The organism is Stomatobaculum sp. F0698 (genome assembly GCF_030644385.1).
GTDB lineage: Bacteria > Bacillota > Clostridia > Lachnospirales > Lachnospiraceae > Moryella.
On the sequence record NZ_CP130060.1, the window covers coordinates 1,074,759 to 1,086,046 of the forward strand.

Consider the following 11,288-nt stretch of genomic DNA (forward strand, 5'->3'; position numbering starts at 1 on the left):
CGCAAAACTTTACGGCCTTGGTGTACTTTGTTGCATTTACTTCGTCGATTCCTTTTATTTTGTAAATCAGCAGCGGTACTGCTATCTCCAAAGTCGTACGGAAAAGGACTCGTTATTCCAAAGCCTATCATTCCTCGATATTTGGGGAAAGCGAAACGTCGGCACCATACAGATTCCGCGAATATTAATGAGCAGTTTTCTTGTATATGACTATTATTCAACCATTTAATCAATCCACAAGTTTTCTTTCTTTCATACTCTGTTGTTCGGGTGATTCAGCACAAAAATAGGAGCTGTGTCGCGAAAAGCAACACAGCCCCTATTTCACTGCTTTGATTCTTTTACCTTAGACTTCCTCGTCCCGTCTCTCCTCTTTCCGGAACAGAGTTTTTTCAATTGTTTCTTCTCCGGTCTTCGGAAGGCGGCGTTTTCTCTTCTTATCGCCGCTGGTCTGCTTCTTTCTGCGGCTGCCGCTTCCGCTGTCAAGCTTCTCTGTCTTCTTGCTGTCCGCCGGACCCTTGCCCGGATCTGCGTTTTGCTGCTTGTCCGTCGAATCCGAGTCCGTTGTTACGGGCGGCGTGGTCGCGATATTAACACTCGGCGTCGGAGCAATGCTACTGCCTCTGCCGTTGCCGCAGCTGCCATTACCACGACTGCTGCCGCCGCGACTTCCGCCGCTGCCGCCGCGACTTCCACCGCCACCGCCGCCGCTTCCGCCGGAAGTGTTGTCGCTGTCGGAATCGTCGTACATCGCAAAGAGCGTGATGTCATCGTAGACCGGCTGGCTGAAGTCGTAGGGCTGACCGTCTAAGTACCAGCCGATGAACTTGCCGTAGCTTCGCACCGGCTTCCGAATCGGTTCGCTGGCCATTAGGCCCTCGCGAACGGTCTGGCTCTCGAAGGGTCTCCAAGCGCCGTTGCCGTCAAACGTAACGATGTAGTTCGGTTTCTCGAATTCGTTCGTGAAGACCGCCTCCGTCACCGCCTGTCCTCGCTTCTCCATGGTCCGCGTCGCATTCAGAACAGAGCCTGTTTGCGTGACCACATAGGTCACGGTCACCGGATCCGGATCGAAGCTGAAACCGCGTCTGCCGATCGGCAGCTCGGAGATTTCGTAGACATAGGTGCCCGGCAGACGGAAGGTGATGTCGCCGAACTCCTCTTCTCCTGCGCCCGCAATGACAAGCTGCATCTCCTGGCTTCCGCCCGCCGCAAGCGGCATCGGGAGCTGTCCGATTGCCTCGGCTGCCGTCGTGCTGACAGCGCGAAGTGCAAAGGTGAATGTTCCTGCATTGTGCGGCACCGCACCGGTAATCACCTTCTTAACCGGCGGGTCGTGAAGAACCACAGGGCTCGCCGGATTCCAGACTGCATAGAGGGTTACGGTCACGCCGTCCGAAGTCGTGAGATTCGTGACCGGCTGTCCGTCCGTATAGTCAGGCGTCGTTGCGCCCGGTGTGCGGCTCCAGCCGCCGAAGGTATAGCCCGGTCTCGCGTACTGATTCGGCGGAAGCGGGTTGGTATCTCCGCCACCGAAGTGCGAATCCGTCATGCTTCCGACCGAATGCGGCGTGCCGGAATCATAGCGCACCGTATAGCGCTTTTGACGGTAGACTGCGTGCACCGTAAGGTCACCGCTCAGCGGCTCATCGAAGTTGTAGGTCGAGCCGTCCGGCTTTGCCCAGTGGTCAAAGACATAATTCGTCTTGTTGTCCGGGCGCGCGGGTTCGGTCGGCGTGCTGCCGTGAACCGCATTCGTGTCCTGCGTGATGATCTGATTCTGATGGCCCGGATCCGCATCCGGTGCATCCAGTACCGTGACCGTGTAGTGGCGCATGGTCCAGTTTGCGCTGAGCACCAAATTGCCGGTCACCGGCGTCGTGAAGTTCGCCGGGCTTCCGTCCGGGTTCTGCCAGCCGCCGAAGTCATAGCCCGTGCGGGAGCCCGCCGGGGAGCCGCCCACCGTGGGCGGTGCAACGACCGGATCTCCGTAGACAATAACCTGCGGTGCCGGAGTCACGCTGCCGCCGTTCGCGTTAAAGCTCACGGTATAGCGCGGCAGGAGGTAGTCGTTCGTAAACGTGGGCTCCGTTGTAGCGCTGTAAGTGACCGGTGCCGAGAAGGCACCTCCCGCCATCTGTTTCTCAATTGTCACACTGCCGTTCATGACCGTTCCGGCCTGTGTGATGTGATAGGTAATGCGATACACGGCGCTGTCGTACGTGTAGCTTCCCTGTGCGGCCGCCGGAGTACCCGGCGTACCTGCGGCACCCGCTATCTCGCGGAGCTCATAGACATAGTCGCCTGCGAAGAGGAAACGCAAAGAACCGATTGGGAGGGCACCCGCACCCGCGCGGTTCACCGTGAAGGTCTGCGCCCCATGTGCCGCTGTCGGCATCGGCAGGGTGCTCATGCCGGGAACCGTCGTGCTGACTGCCTTAAACTCGAAGTTGAAGGTCTCGGGCGTGAGCGGGGTCGTCTCGCCGGTCGCAAGCGTCCGGTTTGCCTCGCCGCCCAGTATCTTTGTGAGCGCCGGAGCATGATCAAACGGCGTCACTGCCGTCCAGAGCGCATAGAGGCGCACGGTTCCGCCGTTGGTTGTCGTCAGGTTGTTCACGGACGCGCCGTCATAGTAATCGGGTGTCGCCGCGGTCGGCGTGAGACCCCAGCCCATGAACTGATAACCCGGGCGGCTAAACTGATTCGGCGTAAGGTTCTGCGCCGTATCGTAAGTCATGTTCAGGTTCGGCATGCTGCCGTTCACGGTCGCACCGCCTGCGTTCGGCTCAAAATGCACCGTATAGGTATTCGGCGTATAAACCGCATGTACCGTTGTGTCGCCGGTCACCGGGGAACCGAAGGTATAAGCCGTGTTGTTCTGATCTTCCCAGTGATCGAAGTGATAGCCCGTCTTATTGGAAGGCTGCGTCGGTGCGGTCAGCGTTGTATCGCCGTGCGCCACATTGGTGTGCTGTGCCAATTGCGCATTCTGATGACCGGTGTCCGCATCCGGCGCATCCTGCACCGTCACGGTATAGCGGTTAATCTCCCACTTTGCGTGCAGGGTGGTGTTTGCATGAATCGGCGTCGTTGCAAACTGGAACTGGGTTCCCGCCGCATCCGTCCAGTAGAGGAAGTGGTAGCCCGTCTTCTCTCCCGCCGGGGAGGTCGGCGTACCCGCAGCATTGTTCTGAACCGGCGGTGCCGTCGCATAGTCACCGTAGCGCACGCTCTCGTTTGCCGGCGTGTGGCTGCCGCCCTCTGCGTCGTACTGCACCGTAAGGCGCGGCAGGGTGTAACGGTTCTCAAACTGAAGCTCGGTCGCCGCAGTGCTTGCGCCGCCGCTCTGCTTCGTGATACTTCTCGTTATCGTGAGGGAATTTCCCGTGCCCGCACCGAGCGCACCCGCGCTCTGCGTCACCGTAAAGGTAATCGTGTAGACTGCCGGATCGTAGCTGTAGTACTGCGCGGAGCCTGCGGTCTCCTTGAGGGTATAGACATAGGTGCCCGGGTAGCTGAAGGTAAAGAGGCCTGCCGGGAATCTTGCCGCAGCAGCCGCACCTGCGGTCGCCGCTGCGCTGCCCGCAGTCGGAACCTGCAGCTGCGCGCTCGGAAGCGCATAGCCCATGGTTCCCGCACCCGGGGTCACCGTGATCCCGGAAGCGGCGCCGCCGCCCGGAACCACCGGAAGCACCGTCGTTGCGCCTGTCGGGGTCGTGACAGACTGTAAGACAAAGCGGAAGGTATCCGGCACCAGGGGTGCGGTCTCGCCGCCCTGCAGGGAACCGAAATCTCCGAAGAGGAGCTTACTCACGTCGAAGCTGTCGCTGACCGGGGTAACCGGCTGCCAGATGGCATAGAGCGTCACCGTTCCGTTGTTCTGTGTCGTCAGATTCAGCACGTTGTCGCCGTCGTTCAAGTCGACTGTCGTGCCGCCCGCCGTGCGGCTCCAGCCCGCAAAGTAGTAGCCGGGGTTCGTATAGCCGTTTGCGGTGAGCGCTCTCGTCTGATCGTAGACATGGGCGGAATCCGCTGTGGTTCCGCTCGCGCTTGCCGCATTTTTATCATACTTCACCGTATACGCATTCGGTGCATACACCGCACGGACGGTCAGCGGACCCGTGACCGGATTTCCGAAGGTAAAAGTACTGTGATCCGCGTCGTTCTCCCAGTGGTCAAAGTGGTAGCCCGTCTTGTTGTCAGGCGCGGTCGGCGCGTTAAGCACCGTGCCGTGCGCCATGGGTGCACCGCCGTTGTCGAAGATGACCTCATTCGCATGCGGCGTATCTGCCGTTGCGGCATCGAGTACCTTGACCGGGTAGGTATTGATCTCCCAGACCGCGGTCAGGGTGAAGTTTGCGCGCACCGAGCTGTTCACGAACTGGAACTGGGTTCCGTCCGCGGCCTTCCAGTGCTTAAAGTGATAGCCGTAGCGCTCTCCCGCCGGGGAGGTCGCAACGCCCGCCGCATTGTTCTGTACCGGCGGCTCTGATACGCGGTCGCCGTAGCGATGCGTCTGAGCCGGGGGCGTAAAGCTGCCCTGGTCCGGATCGAAGGTCACCGTGTAGCGCGGCAGCTGATAGGTATTTTCAAAGCTTGCCGTCTGCACATTGACGGCCGCTCCGCTTACAGGATCTTGATAGTTGATTGTCCTGGTCAAGCTTAACGCATTGCCGAGACCGCTGCCGCTCTGCGTCACCACATAGGTAATCGTGTAGACGCGGGAATTGTAGCCGTAGTACTGTGCGCTGCCCACCTCTTCCTTGAGGGTGTACACATAGGTACCGGGCATCGTGAAGTTGAAGGTTCCGCTCGCAAAGGTAGCTCCCGCCGTCGCATTCTCGGTCAAGACCGGGGAGCCCGGGGTAATCAGTGAGAGGTCTGCGCTCGAAAGCGTGTACTTGACCACAGGGTTCTGACCCGGCGTCTCATCGCGGGCGCTCTCCTTCGCGGAGCCGGTCGGCATGGGTTCTGCCGTCACATGCGCCGCCGTAAAGGAGGTACCGGTCAGCGTGAAGCCGAAGTTCTCTGCGGTGAGCGGCGCACGCTGGCCGTCCGGCAGGAGGCCATAGTCTCCCTTTAAGAGCTTCTCGATGGTAAAGCTGTCCGTCGCCGGGGTCACCGGTCTCCAGACCGCATAGAGTGTTAAGTCACCGTCAATCTTTCCGGTCTTAATCGCAGCACCCGCCGCATACGCGGTGCCCGTGCCGTCCGGCTTCGTGTTCCAGCCGTCAAAGTAATAGCCCGCGCGTGTGAGCTGGGTGTCCACGCCCGCCGTTCCCGCCGAGCTCTTCGCGGTCGTCTCATCCGTGTGCGCATCCGCACCGGCCGCCGTCGTAGACGGGTAGAGCTGCTCGCCGTTCGGCGAAATGCTGCCGCTGTCCGCGCCGTTTCCGTCATACTTCACATCAGCCCAGACCGTGAGTTTCACTTCCTTCTTGATGAGATCGCCGTAGCCGTCATCGGTCGTGAGCAGCAGAGTCGTGACGCCCGTCTTCTGCGGGGTCAGCGTACCGCTTACCGCGCCGCTGCCGTTCACCGAAACGAGGTCTGTCGGCGCGCCCGTCTGAATCGCATAGTTTACGACCGGGTTTGCGGGATCCACCGGGTTCGTGAGTGTCGGCGTCACCGTCGAAGCTGCATCGCCCACGTGGAGCACCTGATCTGCGAGATCGAGGATGGGCACGTTGTAAAAGCCTGCGTTCACATGGGGCAGGTTATACTGTCCCGCCGGTACATTCGCAGTCACCGTGACCGCCGCAAGATTCGTATTTCGATCAAAGCGGGAACTCACGGCCGGATTCGTCCCCTGATCTTTCTTCACGAGCTTACGGAGCGGGCTCAGCGAGGAAGCATCCGCCTGAACCACCCAGTTGCCCTCGTGCGGCGCATAAAGCATGTAGTAGCCGTTGGCGTTGGTCGTACTGACAAATCCCAGGTTATTATCGCTCCGGAGTACTTCGGTCACGCCGTCCGCCTCGAGGAGTTTCATGCGGACACCGCTCTGATAGCTGTCCGTCCCCGCATCGTAGAGCGAGTTAAAATCATTCTCCTGAAAGGCAATGCCGCTCAGCGTGAGGTCGGGCAACAGATACTCCAGTTTATTGCTGGCCTGTCCGTCCGCGCCGTAGAAAGGCGTGGGATTGGTGCCCATGCGGAAGTTTCCGTAGGCGACAATCGTATCCATCTGGTTGAGCAACTTCTTCTTCCGCTCGTGCAGCTGATAGCGCAACGTGACCGAGGCCTTCCTGCCCGCCGGCATGTTGCTCACGTTCAACTTGACCATCGTGATATCCGCATCGGCGGGTTTGCTCGTGGTCCAGGAGGCTGTCTTTGCACCGGTATAGCCGTTTGCCGCGGGGTTCGGATCCGTTGTATATGAAATCGTGTAGTTGAGACCCGTGAGCGCCGAAGTATCGACCCCGTAATAGTCCATTGAGAACTGGGATGCCGGGGTCGTCTGGGTTACGCCGCCGCTCAGGTAGCTGTACTGCTCTCCCGCCTTCGGCACCGGAATATAGATTTCCCAGTCGTTGGTCGGGTTCGTGTCGTCACTGGTCAGGAAGACCTTCGCGCTGAAGATGTTCGGATTGTTATTGAGGTCCCTGCTTGTCACGCGACTCGAGCTCTCCTGGTAGGGCTTGTTTGCCTGCGCGAGGGCAAGTAAACCAAGCGCAGTCACCTGGTTAATCTTGTGCGTTGTATTGTTTGGCGCATAGAGCATCTCTGCTTCGTTTGCACTCGCTCCGGCCTTGGCCGCCGTCGCATTGCCGAACTGAGCGCCGCGGGGCGCATCCTGAACGAGCTGGTTGTTGTCGTTCGTGGTCTCGACATCGACACCCTTGGCGTTGCCGCCGTTGCCGTCGCGGTTGGCATCGAACTTGGTGTCAAGCCAAGCACCCGGCACCGGTTTCACATAGACCGGATCCGCGGAATAATCTGCCTGAAGTTTGAAACTCAGACTGTTGATATAGCCATACCAGCCCGCCCCCAGATTCTGTCCCGGAACAGGCAATTCGTTCTCCGGTATCCGGTCGGTAGAAATCACAAGAATTCCGTAGTCTGCGTGTCCCGACTGTCCGGCACCGGTTCCCGCGGGAATAAAGGTGACATCCGGAATGCCGATTGCGGACCACATCATCCCCGCACCGGTAGCATTTGGCACAAAGCCTTGAATTTTTGCGCTGTTATCGACATAGGTAAAGCTCTTGTCAATCTTCAGATAATAGGTCGGTCGCACTCTTAAATCTTTACTTGCGGCAAGATTCTTGGTGCCTACGGTTGGCGCAAAACGAAGCTGTCCGCTGACCGTCAGTTCTCTTCCCTGATAGGTATTGCTAGAGGCGTAACTCAATAGGTTCTGGAAAAAGGCAACTTCTACGCGCTGCGAAGCAATGCGCTCACTGGCACCTTCGGTCGCAAAGCGTGTGAGATCGGTGGTCATATTTTCGCCGAGGACATTCTCATAGTGGAGCTTTGCCTTGACCGTCAATTTGTCATAGCTCGGATCGCTATCCTTCTCGCTGAGGGAGCCGACCGGAATTGTGGTGCCCGGGTATTTTTTCGGGATATCCTGCTCCACCAGCGATAAACCGACACTCGGAAGTAGGCGGTTTCCGTTGTTATTGCCCCACACCTCCATTTTTTCACGGTTGTTTCCCCAGTTTTTATTGTTCGGGAAGCTCACCTTAATCGAAGTAACATAGGGCCCGTTCTTCACATCTACGCCGGGAATCAGGTAGTGCATGCGCCCCTTGCCGGTCGAGGTATAGGCGTAATAGGCCGTGTCCTCAATGTGCTTGACCGTACCGTCCGAAAGGGTTGCATCCAAGATAAAGCCCTGGAAGCTGCTCGGCGACTGGATGTCAAAGCTGATTGCGTTGGTCAGCGAGAGCAGATAGGGGCTCGTGCCCGCAAAGTCGATGCTCGCGTTCTCATACGAAATTTCCGGAATATAGTGATTGCTCCAGGTGACTCCCGTATTATCCACCTCAATACGGGTGAGCTCCAGCTCTCTCTGTCCCGCAACCTCTCCGGCCGCATAGGTTCCCTGTGCGATTACGTTGACTATGTAATTCGCGCGATTTAGAAAGGTCTGTTTGCTCGGTTCCAAAAAGTTGCCGCCGAGCCGTCCCTTGTCCACCTGAGACCAGGGATTCACATAGTAGTCCAGATCCAGAACCGAAATGCCCTTTGCACCGTCTCCTACCACCAGCTTTGCGGACTTCGACGAGGACTTCTTAGAGCCGCCGTGGTAAGGGCTGATTCCGTGTATGGTGCTGTCCTGCGGCGGGTTATGGTCCACCTGCTCGCTCTTATAATCACTGTAAAGGCAGTAGATCATGCTCGAAAAATCGAGCTGCTTCGGAAGGTCGGCGGAACCGTTGGTACCGACCGCATTGTCATAGTTCAGATGTCCCGGATAGACCTTCTGCGCAAAGAAGAGGTACTGCCGGAAACCGCCATTGGTGCTCGTCCGAAACGAATTGACCTGATCCGCCGCCATGACCACGCGCGTCGCATAGGGTGTTCCGAGCGCCTGGCAAACAGCATTCAAGTCGTAAACCTTGCCGCTAAATGTTCCGATGTCGTTGGAGAGTCCAAAAACGCTCACGCCCGTATCCGTATAATGCGAGATACCATCCTTCAGATATGTCGGTTGTTCCGGGTCAATGCCGGCCTGCTGCAAGTCGTGATAGTTTCCGCTGCTGTCCCAAACACCGAGCAGGCGGAGATCTGACTTCTCGAGATACTCCGTGATGGTAATTGCATCCCCCGAGATTTCAAGAACCACGGGGTCATAGCCCGCAGCGCCGAAGGAAATGGCTTGACCTGTGCTGTCCACGTTATAGTCCATGGTCTGCGGATTCTTAATGATGCGATAATGGCCGAGCATGTTGATCTCGTCGTGGCGGTTCACTTCCATCGTATAGCCGCCTACGGCCTGGGTCCGAATATCATCCGTCAGGTGACGTGTCCTCACCTTGAATTCACGCGCAAAGGGCTGCCCGCCGTTCTGCGCGAGAATTTGGTCGGAAGATATGTTTCGCTGTACCTTTGCCTCATAGTTATCGGGAATATCGGTTCCGTCCGAGAGGCGATGATGGTAGGCACGCAGCTTAAAGGTAAACCAGTTCTTATGATGTCCGGCATCATAAACATTCCAGAAGATATAACTGCCGCGCTGGTTATAATCGTACTCTTTTTTAAAGACCTCCACGCGGGCAATGTACTTCTTGTTTCCCGCGACATTCGCATCCGCAAAGGTATAGTCCGTCATTCCGGTACCGTCAATAACGGTCTCGGTGATGCTCTGGCCGTTGTAGTTGATGGTCTGTGCTGTATAGCTCGGGTAGAGTTCACCCGGAACCAGCGTGCGGATTTCTGTCTGCCCGGTCTGTGCATCTTTGACATAGATACGGTAGCCCAGGCCGTATTCCTTTGCAAGACCGAGTTGATTTAACCAAACCGGCGAAAGTGCCTCCTCAAAGTCATAGGAAATTAAGAGATTGTCCTGAATTTGAAAGGCATCACTTTCGTCGTCAAAGCGGAACCCGGACTTTACTTCTTCCGAATCCGTATACTCGGGCGAAGTTGCGCTGTACTGCGGCACAGCATCCAAATTATATCTGTAATAATCACCGCCGTAGGTCATATCCAGATAATCGTTCGATGTTTTAATTTGAACCGGATCCGTACCCTGAATGAAACGGAAGCGAAGCGGTGTACCGCTGTCCTGTTTCGTGCCGCCGTATACGGTGTTATCCGCATATTCAATGTAAGAGCCCGTCGTTGCGGTGTAATCCGTCGCGCCCCAGTTGCCCTGATAAAGCCGGTTATAATACACCAGCGGAAAATACTTCACATGAAATGTACCGGGCTTTCGGAAAATGTCGATATAACTCAAGCCGGACCCCGCAACCGCTTCCGCAAATCTTCCGCTTGTATACTGGGAGTAGAGATTTCTCAGGTTGATGACGACGTCGCGATTTGCGGGCGTCGGTGTATCCTGATACGCGCCGATTCTTGTCCACGGAATCCTGAAACCGTCATCTGTCTCATAGGTCCATGCAAGTGTTCCGCCCTGCTCAAATTGCGTTCCTTCGCCCGGAAGCACCATATGAATTTTTGCGGTCTCGGCAAGATACCCTTCCGACTTGTGAACCTTAAACTCCAGCCCTTTTCGATACCAAGTGGGATTGTTGATATTAAAACTGCTTGTAATCAGATTACCGGTACCGAGCGGCGCCAAGGCATCTTCCGCCGCCGAAGTCTCATACCCATTGTAGGCAATCATGCGTCTTCCCACCGGTTTTCCGAGCGGCATGCTCGCCGACATGCTCCAAACACCGCCGATTTCACCCGGCATGAAGGTATAGCTGTCCGAGGGATTGCTAAACGTCATTGTCGGATTCGTCGCAGGTGTATTCAAGGTTAACGCCGTTGTCTTGTCATGATCTCCGCTGTCCACCGTAAAAAGCGTCGGCGGCGCAGCCGGATTCGTTGATCCGTAGTTGTTGATCAAACGCATGCGGAAAGGGAACTCACCTTGCGAGAGCGGGAGTTCCTTCACCAATCGATTCGGATCCTGCACGAGCGTAATCTGTCCGCTGACGCTGGCCGTGGTCGGATCCGGCTTTGCGGTGAGCACCCAGCTACTGTCCGCAAGGCGACGCGAGGAAAAGCTGACACCGGTCAAACTCGGCAGTCCGCTCAAATCGAAACCGGCCGGAATCCAAAGTTCCATGACCAAATTATTCCGCACTGTATCCGAAATTTCACTCGGACGGAAAGCAAACTGAACACTGAAGGTTCTCGAATTATACTTTCCGATGACAAAGTCGGAAGGCTGCTGAAACACACTGTTTGCCGGATCTAGTTTCACATAGTTGTTGGCTGCCGTGAGGGATCCGTCTTCCACCGCTCCCGTCCAGGGCGCATAGGTCCCGGAGGACTGGCGAAATGCGACATAGGGCGTCGCAAGCGGCAGTGCATTGCTTACGGTCGCATTGGAGCCCGAGGCGCGTAAGGCACGCGGAGAAAGGCCGGCTGCAAGCAGTGGCCTGTCGTCAATCAACTCTGCATCCTCGGTGTAATCTTCCGCTTCTTCCTCATCATCCTCGCTTACAACCAAGGGGATATAGCTATCCCCTCCGATTGCGGCAAGCGTGTGAAGCGGCATAGCCTCAAGTATGAGTATCATCGCGACCAACATCGCGAGAACTCGCTTCCAATACTTCCAAGCTCTCTGAGTCATGAAATCCTCCTGTTATGCCACAATCTCCGGC

The 11,288-nt window shown here is 56.9% G+C and carries 1 protein-coding gene; it reads right to left on the reverse strand.

Annotated features, from left to right (window positions below; genetic code table 11):
- Positions 1–346 precede the first annotated feature (346 nt).
- Positions 347–11,257, reverse strand: a complete 10,911-nt coding sequence (locus QU660_RS04980; RefSeq protein ID WP_304947208.1) for an InlB B-repeat-containing protein — start codon at positions 11,255–11,257, stop codon at positions 347–349.
- Between the last annotated feature and the right edge of the window lie 31 nt (positions 11,258–11,288).

Bases quoted from the DNA above. Each gene is read 5' to 3' on its own strand.
- QU660_RS04980 (WP_304947208.1), bottom strand. From the start codon at position 11,257: ATGACTCAGAGAGCTTGGAAGTATTGGAAGCGAGTTCTCGCGATGTTG.